Genomic DNA, 25,238 nt, shown 5'->3' on the forward strand with positions numbered 1-25,238 from the left:
GGTCTTCTGATGATCCATTTACCCCACACCGATGCGCTTTGCGCGTTAACGCAACCCTATTGCCTGGATTCCGTCCCTGAGGGACTGTTCGATCAGGCGATGGGGGAAATCAGCTTGTTTCATTGTCACCACACGCCTGGCTACGAACGCTGGCTGAACGCCAACGGGCTCGATGCCCAAGACCTCGAAACACTGGATGACTGGTCCAGGCTGCCACCGATTTTCGCCAACTATTTCAAACGTCACCTGTTGTTCGGCCCTACCGGCGAAGGCGCGCTGGAGCTGACTTCATCCGGCACCAGCGGCCAGAAAAGTCGCATGCGCTATGACTCTCGCAGCATGGCGGCGGCTCAAGGCATGGTGAGCCACATTTTCCGGCACTACGGCTGGGATACGCCGCAAAGCCCCTGCAATTACTTGCTCCTGAGCTACGAGCCCGAGGCTGCCATCACCTTGGGCACCGCTTACACCGACCAGTTTCTGTGCAGCTATGCGCCCGTCAATCGGCTCGTCTACGGATTACGCCGGACGGCTAAAGGTCACGAGTTCGACCTGTTTGGCGTGATTCGCGCCTTGCAGGAGTTTGCCGACGAGGGATTGCCCGTGCGAATTCTTGGATTTCCTGCGTTTCTTTCCCATGCGCTACAGCACATGGAAAACACTGGCGCACCCAATCTTGAGCTTCCCGCTCAGTCATTGGTGTTTTTGGGGGGAGGCTGGAAAACTCAGGCAGCACAAGAAATTCCCCTGCTTGAGTTGTATGACCGAATCAATCGGCAATTGGGTGTCGACCTGTCCCGCTGTCGCGATGGCTACGGTGCCGTCGAGCATGCCGTGCCCTATATCCAGTGTGCCCGGCATCATTTTCATGCCCCCGTTTACTCGAAGGTTTTCGTGCGCAACCCATCCGATTTCACGGTCCAGCCATACGGCCAGCGCGGCTTGCTGGAATTCGTCTCCCCGTACATTTCGTCAAGCCCTGCTCACGCGGTAGTCATGGGCGATCTGGCGACATTACACCCCGGCGCCAGTTGCGGATGCGGCCTGAGCACCGATTGGTTCGAGCTGCACGGGCGTGCCGGCACCACCGCCAGTCGCAGTTGCGCGATGGCGGCTTCCGAATTGCTGGGAGGGGCTTGATATGTACCTCATCAATGGTCAACTGCGTGACGACGTTACCCCGCAAATCGCCCTCGACAGCCTTCGAAAACAATTGCCCGGGTTGCTTTCTGAACCGATCGACAGCGAGACCGTCATCGAAGCCGCGGCTCGTTTCGCCGCTCAATTACAGACTCGCAGCCTGAACCTGCCTCTGGACGACGATCAATGTCAGGGGCTGAGCGAGTTCTGCCAGCGCAGCAACCTGAGCATAAAGCTTGAGCGAGAACTGGGTTCGCAACCCCGTTCGCTGAGACGTATCGACTACCGACAGCCACACTTTGAAAGCTGGCATCCCTTGGGACTGGTGGTGCATGTGACGCCGGGCAATGCGCCGATGCTGGCGTTCTGCGCGGTTCTCGAAAGCTTGCTGGCCGGTAACATCAACTGGTTACGCCCCAGCGCCAGCGATGCGGGTTTGACTGCAAAATTGTTGGCTGAATTTGTGAAGTGCGACACCAGCGGCAGGCTTGCCGAGTTCATCGCGGTGCTGCCTGTGAGCACTTCCCAGGTAGCCGAACTCTGTGCTCAGGCCGATGGCGTGTCGGCCTGGGGCGGTGAAAAGGCGCTCAAGGCGATTCGTCAGCAGATCCCCGCCGGATGTCGCTGGATCGATTGGGGGCACAGGATCAGTTTTGCTTATCTGTCGCCTGACGCAGCCAGCCCTTCGGCGCTGGATGCGTTGGTCGATGAGGTGTGCAGCCTGGATCAACAAGCGTGTTCCAGCCCGCAATGGGTACTGGTGGACAGCAATGATCCGGCCATTCTGCAAGACCTGGGCGAGCGTTTGAGCGAAGCCTTCACGCGCCGTGCCTCGCGCTGGCCGGCGCTGGTGCCCTCGGATCAGGAGGCGTGCGAAATCACCACCCGCACGGCCATGGCGCAACTGAATTACTGTTTTGCGAACCAACGCGGCCAGGTCTGGGCCGGCCACGGGTGGCGGATCATCTGGGAACACCATCAGACGCTTGCGCCTTCGCCGCTGTTTCGTACGGTGCTGCTCAAACCTGTGCCGCAACACTTGATCGCCGAGACGCTATTGCCTTGGCGCACGGTCCTGCAAAGCTGCGCACTGATGTGCTCTGCGACAGAAACGCCTGGACTTGTGCAAACGCTGGTCAACGCTGGCGTCACCCGGATTGCGCCTTGCGCGGGGATTCATGATGGCTACGTCGGTGAGCCGCATGATGGCGTTTACGCGTTGACGCGCCTGAGTCGCCGCCTCTCGGTGAGTCTGTCGGCGGATGTTTTGCCGGGCCGGGCGACGCTCGACCCGGTCCCACCGCCCCCTGACATTGCCGATGCGCCGATCATGAACAAAAACGCCTTCACGACCCAACCGATGGACGCCGCTGCGCAATTGTATTTCCGCTCTGGAGGGAGCAGCGGCACTCCCGCCCTCGCCGGCTTCAGCTATCGCGACTTTCAACGACAGATGCGCGCAGCGGCAGACGGCCTGTTCGCCGCTGGCCTCGATCCTGCAAAGGACCGGGTCATGAACCTGTTTTACGGCGGCAGCCTGTACGGGGGATTCCTCAGTTTTACCAAAATACTGGAACAAATGGGTGTCACTCATTTCCCCATGGGTGCGCCCCAGGACGATGACTTTAGCGAAATCGCCCAACTGATCGTTGACCAGCGTGTCACCGTGCTGATCGGCATGCCGAGCACCTTGCATCGTCTGTTCTTCAGCGAGCAGGCCCGACTTCGCGCGTACGCTGGTATCAGGAAAGTGTTCCTCGGCGGCGAGCACCCGGGCCAAACCAGCCTGAGCCTCATGGAAAGTTGCGGGGTTTCGATGATCCGCTCGGCGATCTATGGTTCCGTTGACGCCGGTCCCCTGGGGCATGCGTGCGCAGCCAGCGCAAACGGGGTGTTTCACTTGATGTGCGATACCCAGCATCTGGAAATCGTGCAGATCGAACAGGATGAGCCGGTCCAGGCTAATGAGATCGGTCGCCTGCTGTTTACTTCACGAGCACGACAAGGCCAGACCGTGCGCCGATATGACGTGGGTGACACCGGTCGCTGGATGCCCGGAGCCTGTCCGTGCGGGCTGGACTCACCCCGATTCGAACTGCTCCAGCGCCACGGCAAACTGGTGCGAATGGGCACGGAATTCATTTCGCCGTCGGCTCTGCACGATAGCGTCGGCGCGCCCATGCAGGTAGTTCTCGACCACAGCCCTGATGGCGTCGAGCGCCTGACAGTTTTGTCGAATGCAGACGCCGATCAGGTCCGCCACGCCTTATTGAACCATCAAGCGCTGGCAAACGCCGTGAACGCCAACCTGTTAATTGTTGAAGTTCGAACATGCAAGGAACAAGCATTCACTCGGAATAAACACAGCGGCAAAACACCGTTAGTTATTGATAAAAGAAAATAAAAATACCGAGAACTACTCACCACTTGTTTTTAACTGTCTAGACGCCTGATAGAAAAGAGAGAATCCAGTGAAATCGACTTATTCACTCGAACAACTGCTGTCTTATATACGACAACATTCAAACTTCTACCGCCGCCAACTGGAACACTTACCGGCGCAGGGCATTAAGTTGCAAGACATACCGCTGACCAACGCCGTGGACTATTGGTCTGACAGCCATGACTTGAATCATTGGCCGGTCCTGACCGCAAAGGTCGACGACGCGCTGGTGTTTCAAACCGGCGGATCGACCAGCCAGGGCAAACTGTCCGTTTACACCTATAGCGAATGGCAAGAACTGGTCAGTACATTTGGAGAAAGCTTCTCCTCACAACTGAATGACGGCGACCGTGTCGCCAATCTATTCTTTTCCGGAGATCTCTACGCCAGCTTTCTGTTCATCCACGACTCCCTGGTACACGTCAGGCGATCGATCTGCGAGTTTCCATTTACTGGACACGCGGAGCTGGGCGCACTGGCCGATGCGATTGATCAGCATCGGATCAACGTACTGGTCGGCGTCCCGGCACAGCTGCTGCGATTCGCTGCCTACCTGAACCAGCATCGGCGAGTACTGCGCGGGGTTGAGACGTTGTTGTATGGCGGCGAAAGCCTGTTTGCCCAGCAGGTAGCAATCCTCACCGACGTATTTCCCAACGTGCGCATTGCGTCCATAGGCTACGCCAGCGTAGACGCCGGCCTTATCGGGGCCAGCGCTCGCGACTGCGCCTTGGGCGAGCATCGGGTGTTTGAACCACAAACCTTGCTGGAAATCGTCGATGAGCTCACCGGCGAAGTCATCGAAGAATGCGATCGCACCGGACTGTTGGTGGTGACCAGTCTGACCCGCCGGCTCATGCCACTGCTGCGTTACCCAGTGGGCGACCGCGCGTGCTGGCGCGAGCCCGGCTCAACCCCAAATCGCAAATTCGCCCTCAAGGGGCGTAGCGTGCACAGTCAGCGAGTGCGCGTCGGCGTGCTGTCGCTGCTGATCGACGACATCCAGCAGATCGTCCAGCGCATTGCCCACAACGACCAATGGCAATTGCTGATCGAACATGACGGATACAAAGATATTTTGAGTGTGAAGTGGGTTCCCTCAACGCTATCGATGGCCACCGTACCGGTGTGCCGAGCGTTGTACGAGGCGTTGGTTGAACACTATCCCGTCATCGAAGAGCTGAGCCGCGAGGGTCTGCTGGAATTGCGAGTGTTGTCTTGCGCAGTCACCGCATTGAAGCTTCACCCACGCTCCGGCAAACAATTGCGGGTCCAGGACCTGCGCGTGTATGACGAACCATTGTCGGAGCCCGCATGATGCCGCATTTGGTTTTTCGCCCCTATCGACCCTCCGACGCACGTGCCGTAAGCCAGTTGTTTCGCGAGGTCTATGGCGATCATTACGTTCAGCCGGATGTGTATTTGCCGAACATGATCGATCAGCACAATGCCAAGGGACGCTGGAAGTCGATGCTGGCGGTGGACGACGTACGCGTTCTAGGGCATGCCGCGTTGTGTCATGACACACCTGCGGACACCACCGAACTGGCCCTCAGCGTGGTGCATCCCGCCGCGCAGGGGCAGAGCATCGCGACCCGTCTGGGTCGGGAGTTGTTGTCGCAATCAGGTTCCATGGGGTTCAACAGCGTCTCGATCAAACAAGTCACACACCATCCCTACACGCAACGCATGGCAGCAAGCATCGGCTTCCACAGCACGGGTTTGCTACCTGACTACGTCCCTTCGCCCTTCGCCGAGCCGCAGCCGGAAACCATCGTGATGGGTTGTCATGTAGTCGAAGGGCATGCGCGTCCACTCCCCGACATCCCATGGCCCGACAGCTGTCGGGGGTTTATGCAGCACTTGTGTGCCGTGTTCGGCACTTATACGGACACGACGCCATTGTCTTCCCTGCCCTTGCAACTCAAGCAACACCATAAAAGATTCGACATGGTCATTCAGCGTTTGACCAAACGTCTGCTTGAGCAGGTCCGGCAATTGCCCAGGCATTGGCTGATCTCGGCCAAACTTCAGTTGTCACGGCACTTTGCCCAGGACGTTCGCAATCTGGCGGCCCTTGGTTTCACCTTTACCGGGCTGACGCCTACATCAAGTGCCCAGGGGTGGTTCGCACTGTTTCATCGAGGGGCGCAGTCTCGACACCTCGACCTGCATTGCCCGCACATGCAACGCTTGCATGACGACTTACAGCAAAACACCAACATGCAGAGTCGCGCCGAAGCGCTGAACAGAGCCCGCTCAGCCGCGTGAGGCTTTTCGATAAAAGTCATTGCCCGGCTGCGCGCAAAGCTCTACCAGCCAGTCGACAAACACCCTCACCCGCCGGGACAACTGGCGGTGTGGCGGGTAAAGCGCGGTCAGCGGCATGCCCGGTGTCGGCACCGCACTGAGGACTTCACATAAACGGCCTTCGCTCAACTGGCGCGCTACGTGGTAATACGGGGCCTGAACCAGACCATACCCCGCCTCGCACGCGGCCAGGTAACCATCGGCGCTGTTGACCGAAACTTGCTTGGGCAAATCAATGAGCTGAACCTGATCATTGACCATGAACTCCAACCCATAACGCTTGCCATTGCTGCTGGAGAAATACTCCACCATCTGATGGCCCTCCAGGTCAGCCAGACACTGAGGCGTTCCGAATCGCTTCAAGTAATCGGGGCTGGCACACGTGACCTGGTCCAGCATGACCAACGGCCGCGCCACCAGTGAATCATCCAGTGAGTCGCCGCCCCGCAGCACGCAATCAATGCCTTCGCGAATCAGGTCGACAGGCCGGTCATTCAAGCCGATTTCCAGCTCGATCAAAGGATATCGAGCAGTGAATTGCGGTAACGCCGGGATCACTATCAAGCGTCCTACGCCCGCCGGCATATCCACGCGCAGCAGCCCCTTGGGGTTATTGCGTGCAGCGCTGAACACCGCTTCGGTTTCCTCCAGATCCGCCAGCAACCGCACGCAACGAGGGTAGTAGGCCGCACCGTCGAGCGTCAGGCTGATCTGCCGCGTCGTGCGTTGCAACAGTTGCACACCGAGATGCGCTTCCAATTGTTTGATCAGGATGGTCACGGAGGCACGGGGCAATTGCAGGCTATCCGCCGCCTTGGCAAAGCCACCCAGTTCGACGATTCGAGTGAATACGCGCATCGCATTAAAACGGTCCATGGCTATTGCTTACCGGCTGATTATTTAGAAATTACGAACAGTGATAGCAGTTTTAGCCGGTTTATCTTGTTTCTGTCGAGATCAACAATGGGTTTCACTTTCACAGGGAGCTGATTTCAATGCAAACACGTCAACTGGGCAAAAACGGTCCACTCGTCAGCGCGATCGGTCTGGGCTGCATGGGCATGACTGATTTCTATACGACTGGCGTGGACGTCCGCGAAGCCACGGTCACACTGCATCGCGCGCTGGAATTGGGCATTAACCTGCTCGACACCGCCGACATGTACGGCCCGCACACCAACGAAGAACTGATCGGCAAAGCCATCGCCGGCAAGCGAGACCAGGTGTTTCTGGCCAGCAAATTCGGGATCGTTCGCGACCCGGCCAATCCGGTTGCGCGGGGCGTCAATGGCCGGCCGGAGTACATTCGCGCCGCTATCGACGGCACCCTCAAGCGTCTCGGCATCGAGACTCTGGATTTGTATTACCAGCACCGCATCGATCCGCAGGTGGCCATCGAGGAAACCGTCGGCGCCATGGCCGACCTGGTAAAAGCCGGCAAGGTTCGATACCTGGGTTTGAGCGAGGCCTCGGTCGCAACGCTTGAGCGCGCGCACAAGGTTCATCCGATCAGTGCGCTGCAAAGTGAATATTCGTTATGGAGCCGTGATCAGGAGGAAAACGGTTGTCTGGCCGCATGTCAGCGCCTGGGGGTTGCCTTCGTCCCCTACAGCCCTTTGGGCCGTGGCTTTCTCACCGGCGCGCTGAAAAGCCCTGATGATTTCGCGGCAGACGACTACCGGCGCTTCAGCCCGCGTTTTCAAGGCGAAAACTTCGCCAAAAACCTGTTGTTGGTGCAGCAAGTGCAGGGCGTGGCTGCAGACAAAGGCGTGACCGCCGGCCAACTCGCGCTCGCATGGGTACTGGCTCAGGGTGATTACGTTATCCCGATTCCGGGAACCAAACAGCGTAAACACCTGGAAGAAAATGTGGCCGCGCTGGATGTGAAGCTCAGCGGCGAAGACTTGCAAGCACTGGAAGCAATATTCCCGGCCAATGCCACGGCGGGTTTACGTTATCCGGAAGAAGTCATGGAGTTACTTGACCGGTAACCGACACCTGGCCCATTCGACAAGTTGAGTGGGCTGTTGTGGCGAGGGGGTACCCCTTCTGGCCACAAATGATTTTGCGTCATCTGTATTACTTCGAAACAATCTCCTGCCTCGATACTGACTAGAATGGTCAAAATGCATTTTTGGCCGCTATTCGAGACGAGATCCCCCATGCGAACCCACCTGCGTCTGGTCGCCCTGAGCGCCCTGTTCATTTCCTCCCTGGCCCAGGCCGCCGACCTGATCCCGATCGAGGTTCACCGCGATGCCAATTGCGGTTGCTGCAAAAAATGGATCAGCCATCTGGAAGCCAACGGCTTCAAAGTCGACGATCACGTCGAAGCCAATATGAGCGAATTCAAGCAACAGCACGGCGTGCCTCCGCGTCTGGCGTCGTGCCATACCGCTTTGATCAACGGCAAATTCGTTGAAGGTCATGTCCCCGCCGATCAGGTGCTGGCCTTGAGCAAGCGCGATGATCTGTTGGGCGTTGCCGCACCCGGTATGCCCATGGGTTCGCCGGGCATGGAAATGGACGGCATGAGCGATGCGTATCAAGTGATCGGCCTGAAGAAAGACGGCACCGAAATGGTGGTGGCGGACTACCCGGCCCATTGATGTTCGGTGCGTACATCGGGCTGTTCTTTGCCGCATTCGGTGCGGCAACCTTACTGCCCTTGCAGTCCGAGGCGGTTTTGGTGGGGTTGTTGCTCAGCGGCAAGTATTGGCTTTGGTCGCTGCTCGCCGTGGCGACATTGGGCAATGTCCTGGGGTCGCTGGTGAACTGGTGGCTGGGACGCGGTATCGAGCGGTTTCATGATCGGCGCTGGTTTCCCGTCAGCCCGCGCCATCTGGAAAAAGCCCGGGTGCATTATCAGCGTTACGGTCATTGGTCGTTGCTGCTGAGCTGGGTGCCTGTGATCGGTGATCCGCTGACCTTGGTGGCCGGCGTGATGCGCGAGCCGCTGGGGCGATTCCTGCTGATCGTGACCCTCGCCAAAGGCGCCCGTTATGGTGTGTTGGCCATGGCCACAGTGGGCTGGATGGGTTGAACGATTATCCACGGCGATTGCCTGTGTTTAATGTCGCCCTAATCATGCCGATCCAGCATCGGCCGATTTCCAATGGAGCTCGCCCATGTCCCTCACCCCTTTCCGCTGGCTGCCCGGCCTGTTACTGACCGCTGCATTGCCCGTTATCGCCCATGCCGAAGGCCCGGAATACGGACCGGAGCTGCAAGGTTTCGAATACCCCTACACGGTCAAGCATTTCGCCTTTGAATCCCAGGGCAAATCCCTGCAAATGGGTTACATGGATGTCGCCGCCCACGGCAAGGCCAATGGACGCAGCGTGGTGCTGATGCACGGCAAGAACTTCTGCGGTGCCACCTGGGACAGTTCGATCAAGGCCCTGAGTGAGGCCGGTTACCGGGTCATCGCTGCGGACCAGATCGGTTTCTGCACCTCCAGCAAACCCGACCATTATCAGTACAGCTTCCAGCAACTGGCGACCAACACCCAGCAATTGCTCAAGGCCCTGGGCATTCAAAAGGCCAGTGTTCTCGGGCACTCCACTGGCGGCATGCTCGCCACTCGCTATGCGCTGCAATACCCCGATCAGGTTGAACAACTGGCCCTGGTCAACCCCATCGGCCTGGAAGACTGGAAAGCCCTCGGCGTGCCCTATCGCACGGTCGATCAATGGTATGAGCGCGAGCTGAAACTCACCGCCGACGGCATCCGCACCTATGAACGCAACACCTATTACGGCGGTCGCTGGAAGCCGGAATTCGATCGCTGGGTAGACATGCTCGCGGGACTGAACAAAGGGCCGGGGCATACGCAGGTGGCGTGGAATTCGGCGCTGATCTACGACATGATCTTCACCCAACCGGTGTACTACGAGTTCAAGGACCTGAAGATGCCGACCCTGCTGCTGATCGGTACATCCGATACCACGGCCATCGGCAGTGACATCGCACCACCCGAGGTCAAGGCGAAACTCGGTCACTACGACGTCCTCGGCAAGCAGGTGGCGAAACTGATTCCCCGGTCGACGCTGGTCGAATTCCCCGGCATGGGCCACGCGCCGCAAATGGAAGAACCGGCACAGTTCCACCAGGCCCTGCTCGCCTGGCTGAACAATACCAACCCCGTTCATTGATGAGGTAAAGCCGATGGCAGTGCAGATTGCGGTGATTGATGACTGGCAGGACGTGGCCCGTGACGTGGTGGACTGGTCGGTGCTGGAGCCCATCGGCCAGGTAAATTTCATCCATGACTACCCTGGCGATAACGACACCCTGGCGGCACGGTTGGGTGAGTTCGAAGTGATCTGCGTGATGCGCGAACGCACCCGGTTCGATGAGGACCTGCTGCGGCGCTTACCGAAACTCAAGCTGCTGGTCACCGGTGGCATGCGAAACGCCGCCCTGGACCTGAAAGCCGCCGCCGCGCTGGGCATTCAGGTCTGTGGCACCGACAGTTACAAGCACGCGGCGCCGGAACTGACCTGGGCGCTGATCATGGCGGCGACCCGCAACCTGGTGGTCGAAGCCAACGCCCTGCGCGCAGGTAGATGGCAGCAAAGCCTGGGCGGCGACCTGCACGGCAAGACCCTGGCAATCCTGGGGCTGGGCAGCATTGGCACTCGCGTTGCCCGGTTCGGCCAGGTGTTCGGCATGCGGGTGATTGCCTGGAGCGAGAACCTGACCGCCGAACGCGCAGCCGAGGTCGGCGTGACCTGCGTCAGCAAACAGGAACTGTTCGAACAGGCCGATGTGCTGTCGGTCCATCTGGTGCTCAGCGAGCGTAGCCGTGGTTTGGTGGACGCCCAGGCACTGGACTGGATGAAACCTTCAGCGCTGCTGGTCAACACTGCCCGTGGCCCGATCGTCGATGAGGCCGCGTTAATCAAGGCGTTGCAGAAACGGCGACTGGCCGGTGCTGCGCTGGACGTCTTCGAGCAGGAACCCTTGCCGGCTCATCATCCGTTCAGAACCCTGGACACTGTCCTGGCCACGCCCCACGTCGGGTATGTCAGCCAACAAAACTATCAGCAGTTTTTCTCGCAGATGATCGAGGATATTCAGGCGTGGTCTGCGGGAGAACCGATTCGCGTACTGAGCTGATACGCGTCAGGCAGAGGTGGGCAACCACAAACGAAACCGTGCCCCACCCAGCGGCGACGCTTCAACGGTGAGCGTGCCGCCCTGGGCTTCCAACGCCCGACGACTGATTGCCAGCCCCAGACCAAACCCGCCAGTGGCCCGATCCCGACTGCGATCCAACCGATAGAACGGTTCGAAAATCCGCTCCCGCTCCTCATCCGGAATACCGATCCCATCGTCGTCCACCCAGATGTCCGCCCCCTTGGTACACACCTGCACACCAATCTGGATGCGTTTTTCGCAGTAGCGCATCGCATTGCGCAGCAGGTTCTGAATTGCGCGGGCAGTCAGCCTTGGGTCGAGGGTGAAGCGCTCAAGTTGTCCGTGCAGAAGCACATCGATAACGATGTCCGGGGATTCCAGTTCTTCGTCGACGCTGCCGAGGATGCTGTCGATAAATTCATCCAGCGACACTTCGACCCGCTCCGGCAGCCGCGCCGGGTTTTGCAGGCGGCTGTAGGACAGCAGCTCCAGCACCAGCTCATCAAGTTCGCGAATGTGCGCGACCAGACCTTGCAGACGCTCTCGGCTGGCGGCGGGTAAATCGTCGGACAGTGCCAGCGCCAGGCCAAAATCCAGTCGTGTCAGGGGCGTGCGCAATTCGTGAGACACGGCATTGAGCAGGTCCCGCTGCTGGTTGAGCAGGTTCTCGATATCGCCAGCCATGGTGTCGAAGACGTTGGCCAGGCTACCGATGTTGGAGCTTCTGGAAATCTGTGTGCGCTCGCTCAAATGGCCCTTGCCGAAACGTTCAGCCGTCCCTTTGAGGCGTTCCAGGTCGCGCCAGTGCGGGCGCAGCCACAGCAACAGGCAGGCGAGCATGGTCGCGCCGATCAACACGTTGATGCTCCAGTACAACAGGCTGACGTCCATCGGGTCCGGCGGCACGACCATCTCCACCACCGTCCGCTCGTTCAGCGGCGACACCGCCAGGGTGCGCCAGCCCCAGTCGCCAATGCGCACGATGTTCTCGCCACGCTGCAAACGCCTGCGCTCATCGGCGGTGAAATCGGGGTCATCGTTACCGGTCAGGACGATGTGCAGCGGCTGGAATTCCTTGTCCATCTCCGCGGCCAATGCCGGCCACTGTGCCGGGGGCACGGCGTGAAACTGTTTGACGATGAGGGTTTGCAGCCCGCGCGAATAATCGAGGTTGTAGGTGACAAAGCGCTCCTGGAAGACCTTGATCACCACGTCAGGCACCAGATAGATCGCCGCGCTGTACGAAACGATGGTCACCAGATACAGGCGAAACAGGATTCTGAACATCGACTCAACATTCCCACTCGGAACGGCTGAACAGATAACCCTTGCCCCACACCGTCTTGATCTTGCGCGCCTCACCGGCATGATCGTCGAACTTGCGCCGCAGCTTGGAAATCGCCACGTCCACCGAGCGGTCGGTGCCATTGAACTCGATGCCGCGCAGGCGTTGCAGGATCTGGTCGCGACTGAGCACTTCACCGGCATGCCGAGCGAGCACCACCAGCAGGTTGTATTCACCGCTGGACAGTTCGACCAATTGCTCGCGCCAGGTCACGGTGCGCTCGGACAAATCGATGCACAGATTGCCCATCAGAATGCGGTCGTTGGCGGTCTGCGGTTCAATCAGACTGCTTCGTCGCAACAACGTCCGCACCCGGGCCAGCAACACCCGCGGTTCGCAAGGTTTGGTGACGTAGTCGTCAGCGCCCATTTCCAGGCCCAGCACCTGATCGTGGCTGTCGTCGCGGGCGGTCAGCATCAGGATCGGCAACGTGGCCGAGTCGGCGCGCAGCAAACGGCAGACTTGCAGGCCATCGAGCCCCGGCAGCATCAGGTCGAGGATCACCAGGTCCGGCGGATTGACCCGCGCCCGTTCGCGCACATGGTCACCGCGGCTGATCACGCTGACGCTATAGCCGTTGCGTTCCAGGTAACTGGCAATCAGTTCGGAGAGCGCGGTGTCGTCTTCGACCAGGAGGATGTTGGGCATGGTGTTTCCAGAAAGTGCTGTGATGCCTGGTCCGGCCTCTTCGCGAGCAAGCCCGCTCCCACAGGGGATTTGTGAATGCCACAGATCCAATGTGGGAGCGGGCTTGCTCGCGAAGGCGGCCGGGCAGGCGCAATCGTAATCAAGCCGCCAAGGATATACGCCCTCAACCGTGCCTGAGTAAAACCCTTACACAATTTCACACAGCGCCTACAAAGCTTCACCGCTACCCTCGTCGCCTCCCCGTAGGATGCGGGGGGTCATTATTGGGGTATTACATGTCAAAGAATCTGCTTGCCAGGCTCAGCCTGATTGCACTGGCGGTGACGCTGAGCGCTTGTGACAAGGCCTCGACGGCCGAAGAACAGGCACCTCTGGCCACGGTTCGCATTGAAACCATCCAGGCCAGCCCACTCTCGATCACCAGTGAACTGAGCGGGCGGATTGCCGCGCCACGCATTGCCGAAGTCCGCGCCCGGGTTGCCGGTGTGGTGCTGCAACGGGCGTTCCGTGAAGGCAGTGATGTGAAAAAAGGCGAAGTGTTGTTCCGTATCGACCCGGCGCCGTTCAAGGCCGACCTGGACAGCGCCGAAGCGGCGCTGCGCAAGGCGCAAGCCAATGCGTTCCAGGCGCGCCTGCAAGAGCAGCGTTACGCGCAGTTGATCGAAGGCAATGCCATCAGCGGTCAGGACTATGACAACGCCCGGGCCAGTGCCCGGCAAACCGCTGCCGACGTCGCCGCGAACCAGGCTGCCGTGGAACGGGCGAAACTCAACCTGGGTTACGCCACCGTCACCGCCCCGATTTCCGGGCGCATCGGTCGCGCGCTGGTAACCGAAGGCGCACTGGTCGGGCAGAACGAAACCACACCGCTGGCATTGATCCAGCAACTGAACCCGATTCACGCCGACCTCACCCAATCGACCCGCGAACTCAACGATCTGCGCCGGGCGTTCCGTTCCGGCCACTTGCAGCAGGTCGGTCAGGACCAGGTCAAAGCCACGCTGATCCAGGACGACGGCAGTCTCTATCCGTTGCCCGGCAAGTTGCTGTTCGCCGACATCACCGTCGACCCCGGCACCGGCCAGATCATTCTGCGCAGCGAATTCCCCAACCCGGACCTCGACTTGCTGCCGGGCAGCTTCGTGCGCGTGCGTCTGGAGCAAGCGGTCAACCAACAAGGCATCAGCGTGCCGCAACGGGCCATCCAGCGTGACAGTGCCGGTATTGCCCAGGTGCTGTTGCTCGATGCCGAGCAGCGAGTCGGCCAGCAACCGGTCGAACTGGGCGCCGTGCAGAACGATCGCTGGATCGTCACCGCCGGCCTCAAGCCCGGTGACCGCATCGTCACCGAAGGCCTGCAGCACGCCCGTCCCGGCGAAAAAGTGCAGATCGACGACACCCCTCTTCCACTTGCCCAGGTTTCTGGCCAGTAAGCAGGACGCTTCTTTATGCCGCAGTTCTTTATCGATCGCCCGGTGTTCGCCTGGGTGGTTGCCCTGTTCATCCTGTTGGCCGGCGCCCTGGCCATTCCACAGTTGCCGGTGGCGCAATACCCCAACGTCGCGCCGCCGAAAGTCGAAATCTACGCGGTGTACCCCGGTGCTTCGGCGCAAACCGTGGACGAAAGCGTGGTCAGCCTGATCGAGGAAGAACTCAACGGCGCTGACCATCTGCTGTATTTCGAATCCCAGAGCAGCCTCGGCAGCGCCACCATCACCGCGACGTTCCAGCCGGGCACTGACCCGGAAATGGCGCAGGTCGATGTGCAAAACCGCCTGAAAGTGGTCGAGTCGCGTCTGCCTCAAGCGGTGACACAACAGGGTTTGCAGGTGGAGAAAGTTTCCGCCGGTTTCCTGCTGCTGATCACCCTCACCTCCAGCGACGGCAAGCTCGACGACGTGGCGCTCAGCGATTACCTGGCACGCAACGTGATGAACGAGATCAAACGTCTGGACGGCGTCGGCAAGGCGCAGTTGTACGGTGCCGAACGGGCCATGCGAATCTGGATCGACCCGCAGAAGCTGATCGGCTTCAACCTGACCCCGGCCGACGTCAACGCCGCCATCGTCGCGCAGAACGCGCAAGTGTCAGCGGGCAGCATCGGCGATTTGCCGACCCGCACCACCCAGGAAATCACCGCGACCATTCTGGTCAAAGGCCAGTTGTCGACGCCGGAAGAATTCGCCGACATCGTCCTGAAAGCCAATCCCGACGGTTCCACGGTGCGCATCAAAGACGTGGCGCGTGTCGAGATCGGCAGTCAGGAATACCAGTTCTCCACCCGCCTGAACGGCAAACCATCGACCGCCGTCAGCGTGCAACTGGCACCGGGCGCCAATGCCCTGAGTACTGCCACGTTGGTGCGGGCGAAGATGGACGAACTGGCGCGCTACTTCCCGGCTGGCGTGGAATACAAAATCCCGTACGACACCTCGCCCTTCGTCAAAGTCTCGATCACCAAGGTGGTTTACACCCTCGGCGAGGCGATGTTGCTGGTGTTCGCGGTGATGTTCCTGTTCCTGCAAAACATCCGCTACACGCTGATTCCGACCCTGGTGGTGCCGGTGGCGCTGATGGGCACCTTTGCGACCATGTTGGCGCTGGGGTTCTCGATCAACGTGCTGACCATGTTCGGCATGGTGTTGGCAATCGGCATCCTGGTGGATGACGCGATTGTGGTGGTGGAGAACGTCGAGCGAATCATGGCCACCGAAGGCCTGTCGCCCAAAGAGGCGACGCGCAAGGCGATGAAGCAGATCACCGGGGCGATCATCGGCATCACGCTGGTGCTGGTCGCGGTGTTCATTCCGATGGCGTTCATGCAGGGCTCGGTCGGGGTGATTTACCGGCAGTTCTCGTTGTCGATGGCCACCTCGATCCTGTTCTCGGCGTTCCTCGCCCTGACCTTGACCCCGGCGTTGTGCGCGACGCTGCTCAAGCCGATTGCCAAGGGCGAACACCACGAGAAGCGCGGGTTCTTCGGCTGGTTCAACCGGCGCTTCGAGCAACTGACCGAGAGCTATCAGGGCTGGGTCGCCTATGCACTGAAACGCACGGGCCGCTACCTGCTGATCTACGGCGTGCTGCTGATCGGATTGGGCGTGTGCTTCAGTCGCCTGCCCTCCTCGTTCCTGCCGGTGGAGGATCAGGGTTACACCATCACCGACATTCAACTGCCACCGGGCGCGAGCAAGAACCGCACGGTGCAGGTGGTCGAGCAGATCGAAGCCCACAACGCCACTGAACCCGGCGTCGGCGACAGCACGGTGATTCTCGGTTTCAGTTTTTCCGGTAGCGGGCAGAACGCCGCGTTGGCGTTTACCACGCTCAAGGATTGGTCTGACCGGGGCAGCGACGACTCGGCCAGCTCCATTGCCGATCGCGCCAACATCGCGTTGAGCCAGATCAGGGACGCCGTGGCGTTTGCAGTACTGCCGCCACCGGTGGATGGCCTTGGCACTTCCAGCGGTTTCGAGTTCCGCTTGCAGGACCGTGGCGGCCTCGGCCATGCCACGCTGATGCAGGCGCGTAGTGAACTGCTCGCTGGCGCCGAGAAAAGTCCGATCCTGATGAACGTGCGCGAAAGCGCCCTGGCCGAAGCGCCGCAGGTGCAACTGGAAGTCGACCGCAAACAGGCCAACGCGCTGGGCGTGTCCTTTGCCGACATTGGCAACGTGCTGTCCACCGCCGTCGGTTCGGCCTACATCAACGACTTCCCCAATCAGGGGCGGATGCAGCGTGTGGTGGTGCAGGCTGAAGGCGATCAGCGCAGTCAGGTCGCCGATCTGCTGAAGATTCACGTGCGCAACAGTGCCGGGAAAATGGTGCCATTGTCGGCCTTCGTCCAGGCCAAGTGGACCCAGGGTCCGGCGCAATTGACTCGCTACAACGGCTACCCGGCGATCAGCATTTCCGGTGAACCGTCGCCCGGTTACAGCACCGGCGAAGCCATGGCGGAAATCGAGCGTCTGGTGGCGCAAGGGCCGGCGGGGTTGGGGCAGGAATGGACCGGGTTGTCATTGCAGGAACGCTTGTCCGGCAGTCAGGCTCCGATCCTGCTCGGTTTGTCGCTGCTGATTGTGTTCCTGTGTCTGGCCGCGTTGTATGAGAGCTGGTCGATACCGACCTCGGTGCTGCTGGTGGTGCCGCTTGGCGTGCTCGGCGCGGTACTGGCCGTGACCTTGCGCGGGATGCCCAATGACGTGTTCTTCAAGGTTGGATTGATCACCATCATCGGGCTGTCGGCGAAGAACGCGATCCTGATCATCGAGTTCGCCAAGAGCCTGTACGACGAAGGCCACGACTTGGTCGACGCCACGCTGCAAGCCGCGCGCCTGCGACTGCGGCCGATCGTGATGACGTCGCTGGCGTTCATTCTGGGTGTGGTGCCACTGGCGATTGCCACCGGGGCCAGTTCAGCGAGCCAGCAAGCCATCGGCACCGGGGTGATTGGCGGGATGATCACGGCGACACTGGCGGTAGTGTTTGTGCCAGTGTTTTTTGTGGTGGTGATGAAACTCGTGCGCAAGCGCCATAAGGGTATCTAACCCCATCTACCCCTGTGGGAGCGGGCTCCTGCAGGGTTCAGGCGAACCACTGCAGGAGCGAACCCTGAGTCAGGCCAGGCTTTTGCTGACCACCTCGAACACATCGCTGGACAGCTGGCCCGAAGCTCGAATCCGCTCAAGCTCACCTTTCATCAACGCCTGGCGCGCATCGTCATACTTGCGCCAGCGAGTCAGCGGTGCCAACTGCCGCGAAGCGATCTGCGGGTTGAACCCGTTCAACTCGATCACCAGATCCGCGAGGAACCGATAACCCGAACCATCGGCCGCATGGAAGTTGATCAGGTTCTGCCCGGCAAACGCGCCGACCAGTGCACGAACCTTGTTCGGGTTCTTGATGTTGAACGCCGGATGCTGCATCAACGCCTTGACCCGCTCCAGACCACCTGGCAGCACGCTGCCCGCCTGGACACTGAACCACTGATCCATGACCAGGGGATTGTCCTTGAAGTGCTCGGCAAAACTGGCCAAGGCCTTGGCTTTTTCGTCTTCGAACGGCGAATTGACCAATACCGCCAACGCCGTCAGGCGCTCGGTCATGTTGTCGCTGGTCTCGAACTGCTCGAGCGTCGCCGCCAACACTTCCGGTTTGCCGCTGAGCATCAGGTACGACAGCGCAATGTTCTGCAACGCGCGACGAGCGAAGTGTTCGGCCTCAGCCACATACGGGGTTTTCTTCGACAGATCGCGATTGGCCTGGTAACGCAGCCACAGCGCCTCGAACAAACCTTCTGCCAATTGCTTGCGAGCAAACTCGCGAGCGATGTGAATGGCGTCAACGTCAGCCACTTCGCTGATCTCAGTCAGATACGCCTCGCCCGGCAGCGAGAGCATTTCCGCGACCATCGCCTGATCCAGCGTTTCGTCCGACAACACGGTACGCAAGGCAGAAACCAGACGCTGATCCAGTACCAGTTTCTCGCCCTTTTGCTGCTGGGCAATCAGCTCTTGCAGCACCTGAACCGACAATTGCTGACCCGCATCCCAGCGATTGAAACCATCGCTGTCGTGCTGCATCAGGAACATCAGTTGATCGCGGTTGTACGGGAAGCTCAGTTTCACTGGCGCCGAGAAGCCACGCAGCAACGAAGGCAATGGCTGTTGCGCGATGTCGATGAAGGTGAACGTCTGCTCGGCTTCGGTTACGGAGATGACCCGTGAGGTGCCCTGGGCACTGGCTTCACCGGAAAGACGCAACGCAATGGCCGCGCCTTTGGCGTCCAGCAGGCCCAGTTCGACCGGGATCACGAACGGCAGCTTCTCAACCTTGTCTGGGGTTGCCGGGCAGCTTTGACGGAACGTCAGGCTGTAGGTTTTCGCCGCCGCGTCGTAGGACTCGCTGACCGCCAAACGCGGTGTGCCAGCCTGGCTGTACCAGCGCTTGAACTGGGTCAGGTCGACACCGTTGGCGTCTTCCATCGCTTTGATGAAGTCGTCACAGGTCACGGCCTGGCCGTCATGGCGTTCGAAGTACAGGTCGCTGCCTTTGCGGAAGCCTTCGGCGCCGAGCAAGGTATGAATCATGCCGACCACTTCCGAACCCTTTTCGTACACGGTGAGGGTATAGAAGTTGGAAATCTCGATGAAGCTGTCCGGGCGTACGGCGTGAGCCATGGGACCGGCGTCTTCGGCGAACTGGTGGGTGCGCAGGTACGCCACATCCTGAATGCGCTTGACCGTGGCCGAGTTCATGTCGGCGGAGAAACCCGAATCGCGGAACACGGTGAAGCCTTCCTTGAGCGACAACTGAAACCAGTCGCGGCAGGTCACGCGGTTGCCCGACCAGTTGTGGAAGTACTCGTGGGCAACGATTGCCTCTACGCGCTGGTGCGCGGCGTCGGTGGCGGTCTCGGCGCGGGCCAGCACGGCGCTGGAGTTGAAGATGTTGAGACCCTTGTTCTCCATGGCGCCCATGTTGAAGTCGTTGACTGCGACGATCATGAAGATGTCCAGGTCGTACTCTCGACCGTAGACCTCTTCGTCCCAGCGCATGGACTTCTTCAGGCTGTTCATGGCGTGCTGGCACTTGTCGATGTTTTCCGGCTCGACATAAATGCGCAGTGCCACGGAACGATCGGTCATGGTGGTGAACGTGTCTTCGACGCACCACAAATCACCGGCCACCAGCGCGAACAGGTAGGCAGGCTTCTTGAACGGATCTTCCCATGTCGCCCAGTGCCGGCCCTCTTCGCCGGGACCTGAGGCAATCGGGTTGCCGTTGGAGAGCAACACCGGATAGCTGTGCTGCTCGGCAACCACCGTGGTGGTGAACGTGCTCATTACGTCCGGACGGTCGAGGTAATAGGTGATCTTGCGGAAGCCTTCGGCCTCGCACTGGGTGCAGAACATCGTGCCGGATTTGTACAGGCCTTCCAGCGCAGTGTTGGTTTCCGGGTGGATCTTGACGCTGGTATCGACCGTGAAGGTGGTGCTGGTCGGGTGCAGGGTCAGGTGGTTTTCCGTCAACTGATAGTCCGCGGCGGTCAATTCGATGTCGGCCAGGTTCACGGACAGCAATTCAAGCTGTTGGCCATCCAGCACCAGCGGCGGCAGGCCCGGGCCACGCTCGGGATTGCGGCGCATCACCAGTTGCGCATGGACCAGGCTGTGGTCCTCGTACAACTCGAAGGTCAGGTGTGTCTCGTCGATCAGGTACTCGGGCGCCTGATAGTCCTTCAGGTAGATCATCTTCGGTTGTTCGGTGCGCATGCTGGAGTCCTTACTGATGCACGGCGAGCTGGTAGGCCGTGTATTTACGAATATTGATTACGCCGGTGTCGAAAATCAGGTACTGGCCCTTGATTCCCAACAGCGTGCCTTCGGCGATCGGATTCTTGTCCAGGTTGAAGCTGACGATCTTGGCCGGGTATTGCTCGACCGGATAGCGGATCTCGAGCGTTTCTACATCGGCAATAGTCTGGATCGCCTGTAGGCCGAATCGTTCCTGCAAACTTTGCAATCCTTCGGCGCAACTGTCGAACAGCTGATCGCGAACCTGCGCCAGGTCGACCGACACCGCATCGCCCTTGAGTAAAGCACGCCAGTTGGTCTTGTCCGCCACCTGACTGCGGAACAGGTCTTCGACGAAGCCCGACTGCTGACGGGTCGAGACACGCATGATCGGCAAGGCCTGACGGGCGCCCTGGTCGATCCAACGGGTCGGCAGCTGAGTGGCGCGGGTAATCCCGACCTTCACCCCCGAAGAGTTGGACAGATACACAATGTGATCCGTCATGCAGAACTTCTCGCCCCACTCCGGCTCACGGCAGGTGCCAGCGTCATAGTGGCAACGCTCCGGGCTCATGATGCAGATGTCGCACTGAGCCAGTTTGGTCATGCACGGGTAGCAGTAACCCTGGCTGAAACTGGTTTTGGTCTTGCGTCCGCAATGGGAGCAATGAATCGCCCCCAGGTATTCCAGACGCACCGTGGTCCCGATCAATGGATTGACCGGCACCTCGACGTCATCCAGACGAAACGCGTACTGCACGTTCGGCCCGTCAAGGCGCGCCGACATTTTGCTGATTGCACCGCGGCCAATCTCGATCAATGGACGGCATCCGATTTGAACAGGATATTCGGCACTTCAATCGACTTGGAGCCGCACTCCTGCACGCCCATGTAACCGGTGCGCTGGTCTTCGGGCAGGTTCTGGATTTCCCAGGCGATCATCGCTTGCAGCGACAGTTCGCGTTGTTCGGGGGTTAATTTGCCACCGTCGGACCATTTACCGATTTCCACCGCCAGTTTCAGGCTCTGGTAGATATCAGGGGTGATGTTGTTGATCATTTCGTTAAAAGAGGACATCAAGGGCTCCGCGCTCTTTATTGACATAACTGATTAGACGGCCAGTTTACGGCGGTTGTACAAACCACCCAACAAGCCGGTCAAGCATCCGACGAGCAACCCGCCGACGTGGGCCGCATTGGCAATTTCACCGAAGCCGATCAACGAGATCAGTCCCGACATACACAGCACCAGCCATACCAGCATCATCACCAGCACGCCGCGCGGCAGGCGATAAGCCGGGTTTGGCGACAACAGCTGAAAGATCCAGCAATGCCCGAGCAGGCCGTACAGCACGCCGGACAACCCGCCAAACAGTGTCGGGCCACTGAAAACAAACTGGGCGTAGTTCGAGACCAGGCCGAACAGCAAGGTCAGGCCGATCAGGTTGATGCTGCCCTGGCGCGACTCGATGCGTCGCCCCAGCTCCCAGTACCACATGCCGTTCATGGCCAGGTGCAGGATGCCGAAGTGGATCAGCATCGGCGTTACCAGACGCCACCACTGCCCCGCCGCCAGGCTGTCGGCCAATGGCACGAAGTGGATGTACTCGCCGACAACTCGGAAATCGAGGAAGGTCAGCCAGCGCAACGTGTCGAGGTTTTCGCCCAGCAGCGTCACTGCGCCGACCAGCAGGCTCAGCAGCAACACGAACGCCGTCGCCTTGGCGTGGCGCAGTTGCTCGACGAAACCTGGGCGCTTTATGGTTTGCGCCACCGGAATGTCCAGCTGTTGATCGGGATCACCGGCCGGGAAGCGTTCGTACAACACACGCACGTCTTCGCTGATATTGGCCGGCACCCACAGCACTTGCTCGCCCGCCTCTTCGCTGACCCGATGCGGCACTTGCATGCGCTGCAACAGTTTGACGAACCCGCTCAAGTCCACCGCCAGCGGCAGGCGTAAAACAGCAACGGCACTCATCGCAGCACCTCCGGTCGCTCGACATCGACCCAGACAAATTTATGCGGGTCGAGGCGGGTTTCCTGGTCCAGACGGTAGGCGACCAGTTTGCCGTAGAGCACGGCGCTGTAATCCAGACAGGCCAGGTTCGGCCGGATCGGCACCGGCTTGCCGCTGCGCCAGTAGTGGCCCACGAACAACAAAGGCTCATCGACGCCATAGCGCAGCAAGGTGTTTTTTTCAGTGGACGACAGCGGCGTCCGGGCCACGGGTTCGGGCAAGGCGTCGGGCTGGAACACGATGTCTCCGTAGGTTTGCGGGTCGTCTTCCCAGAACTTGGTGCGGAAGAACGAACGCGTCAGGCCATCTCCGCTGGTCATGGTCAACCCGTGCGGCAAGCGCATGTCAGTGCCGCGCAGCAGGCGATCGAACACGGTGCAGGCGAAACTGCCCGGCACGGCCGAAGCCTGGAGGAAATGTTCATCGACGCAACCGTTGGGAAATAGCGCGCGCAAGGGTTCGATCAGCCCCGCGTCCCAGCAGGCATGCACCACGCGGAAACGCCCGGCATCGACGAACAATGGCATCTCATAGAACCATTGCAGGAAGTCATGCCAGTCGGCCGGATGGCCTTCGAACTGGGTCAGGGTTTCGTTCAGCAAACGGGCATGGCGCGGGGTGTGTTCACGCACGAACTGCTTGCCGCTGCCCGGAGGCGCCGGCGTGCTCCAGCCGAGGGCGTTGAACTCATGGTTACCCATGATGCACAACGCCTGACCCGCTTCGACCATGTCGTGAACGATGTGCAGCGCTTCGCGAATCCGCGGGCCGCGGTCGATGATGTCGCCGACGAACACCGCCATGCGCGACGGATGCCGCCAGACGCCTGCGTGCTTTTGGTAACCGAGCCGGTCGAGCAAGTGCTCAAGGGTCAGAGCGCAACCGTGCACGTCACCGATCAGGTCGTAGCTACGCGCGGGATCGAGCATCAGTCGCCTCCACCACCCAACTTGCTGCCCCAACCGAGTTTGGTCCGACAGACTTCATAGTAGTTGTGATCGAGCGGATGAATCAGCCGCAGCTTTTGGGCTTTTTTGCTGATGGTGATGGTGTCCCCCGGCGCGCAGGTGAAATGGTTCTGCCCGTCACAGGAGACTTGCGGGTAAATCTGCATATCTTTGGACACGACGATTTTCAGCTCACTGTTGCCATCGACCACAATCGGCCTGCCCGACAAGGTATGGGGGTACATCGGCACAATCACAATAGCGTCGAGCTTGGGATGCATGATCGGCCCGCCCGCCGACAGCGCGTAGGCGGTCGAACCGGTGGGCGTGGCGACGATCAGGCCGTCGGCCTTCTGGCTGCAGACGAACTGGCCGTCGATGTACAACTCGAACTCGATCATCCGCGTCGACTTGCCGGGGTGCAGCACCACGTCGTTCAGCGCGTCGCCCTGACCGATAGCCTCGGCATGACGACGAACTTCGGCTTGCAGCAGGAAGCGGTTCTCGACCAGATAGTGGCCGTCGAGCACTTCGGCGACTTTGACTTCCAGTTCATCGGGACGGATATCGGTCAGGAAGCCCAGGCTGCCACGGTTGATGCCCAGCACCGGGATATTGTGCCGGGCCAGCGCCCGGGCGGCGCCCAACAGGCTGCCGTCACCACCCACCACAATTACCATGTCACATACTTCGCCGAGCATCTTGCGCGACGAGGTTTGCAAGCCATGGCCCGGCAACACTTCGGCGATGGTGTCTTCGAGGATCACGTGCAGGTGACGATCGAGCAGAAACCGTTTCAGTCGGCGGACGGTATCCAGCACCTGCGAACTGCCCAGGCGACCGATGATGCCGATATTACGAAATTGCTCCATGAGGTTCCTGCGCGACGGCGAAAAACACGATTATGGGCGAAAGCGCGGGATAGACAAAATCCTTTCAGCCACAACGGTGTACTCACGATTGAGGCTATGCTCGCAAGATGATCCTATTTCCCGATTTGCTGCAGTTACCCCACCAGTTGCGCCATCCCGAAGTGCGCGACCTGGCTTGGGTCATCCTCGCGCCGCCGATGCTTGGCGTGACGACGTGGCCGCAGCGTCATCCGCTGACCGGCAGTGACTGGGTGCAAGCGCCGGATCGGCTGGAACGCTGGCTGCGACAACTCGATCGCGACAGTTATGACTTGCTGCACTGGCTGGCGCAGGCCCGAACCCGGCGATTGGGCTTGTACTACGAACGCCTCTGGCAATACGCCGTGCGGCACGCGCCGGGTATCGACCTGATTGCCGCCAACATGCCGATCCGCCGCGAAGGCCATACGCTGGGTGAGCTGGACATGCTGCTGCGCGATCGTGACGGCGTGCATCATCTGGAACTGGCGATCAAACTTTACCTTGGCCCGCAAAATGGCGACGGATACGACACGGCGCAGTGGCTCGGCCCCGGTTGCCACGATCGGCTGGACCGCAAACTGGCTCATCTGACGCAGCATCAACTGCCGATTTCGGCCCGCCCGGAGAGCCGCGAAGTATTGACGGCGCTGGATATCCAGCAGTTCAGTGCGCACTTTTGGCTGGGCGGTTATTTGCTGTATCCGTGGCCGGGATCGGCCGAGCCACCGAATGGTGCGCATCCCCAGCATTTACGCGGTAGCTGGCTGCATCAGAAGGACTGGGCAGACTTTGTCGTACAGCGCCCGTTCGGTCGCTGGCAGCCCCTGCCCCGCCATGCCTGGCTGGCGCCGGCGCACTATCCGGCGGAGCAGGCCTGGAGCGTTGAACAGCTGAACGCCTGGCTCAGCGAGCTGGAGCCACTGGCCCCGGCGCAATTGCTGGTGCGACTCACAGAAAACGCCCAGGGTGATTGGGAAGAGGCAGAGCGGCTGTTTCTGGTGGCGGATCTTTGGCCGAATGTGCCGGGTAATGGTTGAATTTAGTGGGTGTCTGGGC

The 25,238-nt window shown here is 60.0% G+C and carries 21 protein-coding genes; 12 read left to right on the top strand and 9 right to left on the bottom strand.

Annotated features, from left to right (window positions below; all coding sequences use genetic code 11):
- The first annotated feature begins 9 nt into the window (after positions 1-9).
- The 4 genes from PFAS1_RS26960 (at position 10) to PFAS1_RS26975 (ending at position 5,854) form a co-directional block, all read left to right on the top strand.
- A complete protein-coding gene (locus tag PFAS1_RS26960; RefSeq protein WP_076031227.1) occupies positions 10-1,140 on the top strand; it encodes a LuxE/PaaK family acyltransferase in 1,131 nt (376 codons plus the stop codon).
- Position 1,141: 1 nt separating this feature from the next.
- Positions 1,142-3,544 (top strand): aldehyde dehydrogenase family protein, encoded by a 2,403-nt coding sequence (locus tag PFAS1_RS26965; protein WP_076031228.1) that lies wholly within the window; start codon positions 1,142-1,144, stop codon positions 3,542-3,544.
- Positions 3,545-3,611: 67 nt separating this feature from the next.
- Complete coding sequence (locus PFAS1_RS26970; protein ID WP_076031229.1) at positions 3,612-4,901, top strand: AMP-binding protein; 1,290 nt, start codon at positions 3,612-3,614, stop codon at positions 4,899-4,901.
- Complete coding sequence (locus tag PFAS1_RS26975) at positions 4,901-5,854, top strand: GNAT family N-acetyltransferase (protein WP_076031610.1); 954 nt, start codon at positions 4,901-4,903, stop codon at positions 5,852-5,854. The genes PFAS1_RS26970 and PFAS1_RS26975 overlap by 1 nt, the downstream gene beginning before the upstream one ends.
- Here PFAS1_RS26975 and PFAS1_RS26980 read toward each other — a convergent pair.
- A complete protein-coding gene (locus PFAS1_RS26980) occupies positions 5,843-6,769 on the bottom strand; it encodes a LysR family transcriptional regulator (protein ID WP_076031230.1) in 927 nt (308 codons plus the stop codon). The two genes, PFAS1_RS26975 and PFAS1_RS26980, sit on opposite strands and share 12 nt — an antisense overlap.
- A 119-nt stretch (positions 6,770-6,888) precedes the next feature.
- On the opposite strand from PFAS1_RS26980, the gene PFAS1_RS26985 reads away from it, so the two are divergent.
- The 5 genes from PFAS1_RS26985 (at position 6,889) to PFAS1_RS27005 (ending at position 11,014) form a co-directional block, all read left to right on the top strand.
- Entirely contained in the window at positions 6,889-7,884 is a 996-nt protein-coding gene (locus tag PFAS1_RS26985; RefSeq protein ID WP_076031231.1) for an aldo/keto reductase, read from the top strand.
- Positions 7,885-8,055: 171 nt separating this feature from the next.
- Positions 8,056-8,502, top strand: coding sequence for a DUF411 domain-containing protein (locus tag PFAS1_RS26990; protein ID WP_076031232.1), 447 nt, complete (start codon positions 8,056-8,058; stop codon positions 8,500-8,502).
- Positions 8,502-8,936: a YqaA family protein gene (locus PFAS1_RS26995; RefSeq protein ID WP_076031233.1), complete on the top strand. Its 435-nt coding sequence runs from the start codon at positions 8,502-8,504 to the stop codon at positions 8,934-8,936. Before PFAS1_RS26990 ends, PFAS1_RS26995 begins: the two co-directional genes overlap by 1 nt.
- 85 nt (positions 8,937-9,021) lie before the next feature.
- Positions 9,022-10,047 carry an alpha/beta fold hydrolase gene (locus PFAS1_RS27000; RefSeq protein ID WP_076031234.1) on the top strand — a complete coding sequence of 342 codons (1,026 nt, stop codon included), beginning with the start codon at positions 9,022-9,024 and terminating at the stop codon, positions 10,045-10,047.
- 13 nt (positions 10,048-10,060) lie between these two features.
- A complete protein-coding gene (locus PFAS1_RS27005; protein ID WP_076031235.1) occupies positions 10,061-11,014 on the top strand; it encodes a D-2-hydroxyacid dehydrogenase family protein in 954 nt (317 codons plus the stop codon).
- Between the two features lie 6 nt (positions 11,015-11,020).
- Here PFAS1_RS27005 and PFAS1_RS27010 read toward each other — a convergent pair whose 3' ends face one another.
- Together PFAS1_RS27010 and PFAS1_RS27015 are read right to left on the bottom strand one after the other, a co-directional pair.
- On the bottom strand, positions 11,021-12,322 hold the full coding sequence (locus tag PFAS1_RS27010; protein ID WP_076031236.1) for an ATP-binding protein: 1,302 nt from the start codon (positions 12,320-12,322) through the stop codon (positions 11,021-11,023).
- A gap of 4 nt (positions 12,323-12,326) precedes the next feature.
- The gene (locus PFAS1_RS27015) at positions 12,327-13,028 is read right to left on the bottom strand and encodes a response regulator (protein WP_074876325.1); all 702 of its coding nucleotides are present in this window, start codon (positions 13,026-13,028) and stop codon (positions 12,327-12,329) included.
- A gap of 275 nt (positions 13,029-13,303) precedes the next feature.
- On the opposite strand from PFAS1_RS27015, the gene PFAS1_RS27020 reads away from it, so the two are divergent.
- The gene (locus tag PFAS1_RS27020) at positions 13,304-14,461 is read left to right on the top strand and encodes an efflux RND transporter periplasmic adaptor subunit (protein ID WP_074876323.1); all 1,158 of its coding nucleotides are present in this window, start codon (positions 13,304-13,306) and stop codon (positions 14,459-14,461) included.
- 15 nt (positions 14,462-14,476) lie between these two features.
- Complete coding sequence (locus tag PFAS1_RS27025) at positions 14,477-17,575, top strand: efflux RND transporter permease subunit (protein ID WP_076031237.1); 3,099 nt, start codon at positions 14,477-14,479, stop codon at positions 17,573-17,575.
- A 69-nt stretch (positions 17,576-17,644) separates the two neighbouring features.
- Here the strand turns inward: PFAS1_RS27025 and pepN are convergent, their stop codons facing one another.
- From pepN to PFAS1_RS27055, 6 genes are read right to left on the bottom strand one after another with little or no spacing between them, the layout of a single operon-like run.
- Positions 17,645-20,302, bottom strand: a complete 2,658-nt coding sequence (pepN, locus tag PFAS1_RS27030; RefSeq protein WP_076031238.1) for an aminopeptidase N — start codon at positions 20,300-20,302, stop codon at positions 17,645-17,647.
- A gap of 10 nt (positions 20,303-20,312) precedes the next feature.
- Positions 20,313-21,143: a DUF2797 domain-containing protein gene (locus PFAS1_RS27035; RefSeq protein WP_076031239.1), complete on the bottom strand. Its 831-nt coding sequence runs from the start codon at positions 21,141-21,143 to the stop codon at positions 20,313-20,315.
- Entirely contained in the window at positions 21,140-21,400 is a 261-nt protein-coding gene (locus tag PFAS1_RS27040) for a YeaC family protein (RefSeq protein ID WP_076031240.1), read from the bottom strand. The genes PFAS1_RS27035 and PFAS1_RS27040 overlap by 4 nt, the downstream gene beginning before the upstream one ends.
- A gap of 33 nt (positions 21,401-21,433) precedes the next feature.
- Complete coding sequence (locus PFAS1_RS27045) at positions 21,434-22,303, bottom strand: rhomboid family intramembrane serine protease (protein WP_076031241.1); 870 nt, start codon at positions 22,301-22,303, stop codon at positions 21,434-21,436.
- Positions 22,300-23,274 (bottom strand): metallophosphoesterase, encoded by a 975-nt coding sequence (locus tag PFAS1_RS27050; RefSeq protein WP_418329263.1) that lies wholly within the window; start codon positions 23,272-23,274, stop codon positions 22,300-22,302. Before PFAS1_RS27050 ends, PFAS1_RS27045 begins: the two co-directional genes overlap by 4 nt.
- Positions 23,271-24,161 carry an NAD(+) kinase gene (locus PFAS1_RS27055; RefSeq protein WP_007906781.1) on the bottom strand — a complete coding sequence of 297 codons (891 nt, stop codon included), beginning with the start codon at positions 24,159-24,161 and terminating at the stop codon, positions 23,271-23,273. Before PFAS1_RS27055 ends, PFAS1_RS27050 begins: the two co-directional genes overlap by 4 nt.
- 107 nt (positions 24,162-24,268) lie before the next feature.
- Here PFAS1_RS27055 and PFAS1_RS27060 point away from each other — a divergent pair, with 107 nt between their 5' ends.
- Entirely contained in the window at positions 24,269-25,219 is a 951-nt protein-coding gene (locus tag PFAS1_RS27060; protein ID WP_076031243.1) for a DUF1853 family protein, read from the top strand.
- The last annotated feature ends 19 nt before the right edge of the window (positions 25,220-25,238 follow it).

Origin of the sequence: Pseudomonas frederiksbergensis (assembly GCF_001952935.1) — a bacterium.
Taxonomy (GTDB): Bacteria; Pseudomonadota; Gammaproteobacteria; order Pseudomonadales; family Pseudomonadaceae; genus Aquipseudomonas; species Aquipseudomonas frederiksbergensis.

What these genes read in the sequence shown, in the direction of transcription:
- PFAS1_RS26960 (WP_076031227.1), top strand. Translation starts at nt 10, where the DNA reads ATGATCCATTTACCCCACACCGATGCGCTTTGCGCGTTAACGCAACCC.
- PFAS1_RS26965 (WP_076031228.1), top strand. Translation starts at nt 1,142, where the DNA reads ATGTACCTCATCAATGGTCAACTGCGTGACGACGTTACCCCGCAAATC.
- PFAS1_RS26975 (WP_076031610.1), top strand. Translation starts at nt 4,901, where the DNA reads ATGCCGCATTTGGTTTTTCGCCCCTATCGACCCTCCGACGCACGTGCC.
- PFAS1_RS26980 (WP_076031230.1), bottom strand. Translation starts at nt 6,769, where the DNA reads ATGGACCGTTTTAATGCGATGCGCGTATTCACTCGAATCGTCGAACTG.
- PFAS1_RS26985 (WP_076031231.1), top strand. Translation starts at nt 6,889, where the DNA reads ATGCAAACACGTCAACTGGGCAAAAACGGTCCACTCGTCAGCGCGATC.
- PFAS1_RS26990 (WP_076031232.1), top strand. Translation starts at nt 8,056, where the DNA reads ATGCGAACCCACCTGCGTCTGGTCGCCCTGAGCGCCCTGTTCATTTCC.
- PFAS1_RS26995 (WP_076031233.1), top strand. Translation starts at nt 8,502, where the DNA reads ATGTTCGGTGCGTACATCGGGCTGTTCTTTGCCGCATTCGGTGCGGCA.
- PFAS1_RS27000 (WP_076031234.1), top strand. Translation starts at nt 9,022, where the DNA reads ATGTCCCTCACCCCTTTCCGCTGGCTGCCCGGCCTGTTACTGACCGCT.
- PFAS1_RS27005 (WP_076031235.1), top strand. Translation starts at nt 10,061, where the DNA reads ATGGCAGTGCAGATTGCGGTGATTGATGACTGGCAGGACGTGGCCCGT.
- PFAS1_RS27010 (WP_076031236.1), bottom strand. Translation starts at nt 12,322, where the DNA reads ATGTTCAGAATCCTGTTTCGCCTGTATCTGGTGACCATCGTTTCGTAC.
- PFAS1_RS27015 (WP_074876325.1), bottom strand. Translation starts at nt 13,028, where the DNA reads ATGCCCAACATCCTCCTGGTCGAAGACGACACCGCGCTCTCCGAACTG.
- PFAS1_RS27020 (WP_074876323.1), top strand. Translation starts at nt 13,304, where the DNA reads ATGTCAAAGAATCTGCTTGCCAGGCTCAGCCTGATTGCACTGGCGGTG.
- PFAS1_RS27025 (WP_076031237.1), top strand. Translation starts at nt 14,477, where the DNA reads ATGCCGCAGTTCTTTATCGATCGCCCGGTGTTCGCCTGGGTGGTTGCC.
- pepN (WP_076031238.1), bottom strand. Translation starts at nt 20,302, where the DNA reads ATGCGCACCGAACAACCGAAGATGATCTACCTGAAGGACTATCAGGCG.
- PFAS1_RS27040 (WP_076031240.1), bottom strand. Translation starts at nt 21,400, where the DNA reads ATGTCCTCTTTTAACGAAATGATCAACAACATCACCCCTGATATCTAC.
- PFAS1_RS27045 (WP_076031241.1), bottom strand. Translation starts at nt 22,303, where the DNA reads ATGAGTGCCGTTGCTGTTTTACGCCTGCCGCTGGCGGTGGACTTGAGC.
- PFAS1_RS27055 (WP_007906781.1), bottom strand. Translation starts at nt 24,161, where the DNA reads ATGGAGCAATTTCGTAATATCGGCATCATCGGTCGCCTGGGCAGTTCG.
- PFAS1_RS27060 (WP_076031243.1), top strand. Translation starts at nt 24,269, where the DNA reads ATGATCCTATTTCCCGATTTGCTGCAGTTACCCCACCAGTTGCGCCAT.